General features: G+C 40.1%; 1 protein-coding gene. It reads left to right on the plus strand.

The features are described 5' to 3' along the window. Positions 1-478 (plus strand): hypothetical protein (locus tag R7Q09_RS26765; protein WP_318071334.1); only part of this gene is annotated, 478 nt, incomplete at its 5' end. Between the last annotated feature and the right edge of the window lie 133 nt (positions 479-611).

Raw genomic sequence — 611 nt, forward strand, 5'->3', positions numbered from 1 at the left:
GTATTGCGTTGCTCACCCCTTAACAGGGCGTTATGTGAATGGAGGCGTAATGGAGCATGATTTCGAAGGTTTGTATTTTGGGGATTGGAAGCCATGGAGTAGCCTGTCAAATAGTTGGAAACATCAAGATATACCACAACAGTTTGGTATTTATGGGGTCTATTTACTTGCCACTTTTGACTCAGAAGAAAAAGTAAAACCATTTTCCCCTGAAAATATGCCAAGCGACATTATCTACATAGGTATGTCTAGCCATATTGATCGGCGCTTAAGTTCAAGTCATAAAGCAATAAAGCGCTATCGAAAAATATCAGGTGATCGTGCTTTAGAGAAACTATGGGTTATTAAGGCGGATAGCAAATGGAATAACAGTAGAGATAAAATAGAGGGACAAGCGTACGTAGCGTATTGGGAGCGTTTGTTGCTATTGAACTATGTTAGGGCTTACAAAACTTTTCCATTGTTAAACTCACAATAAAAATTCACATAACAAAGCGTTTAAGACGGATTCCCAACGCTTGGCATTTTTAGTTTGAATCAGCTTTAGTGTTTACGGCACAATGGTTTGAGTGCGGTGGTATGCGTTGCTCACCACTTAACGCGGCGTTATG

The organism is Vibrio sp. 2130-1 (genome assembly GCF_033339515.1).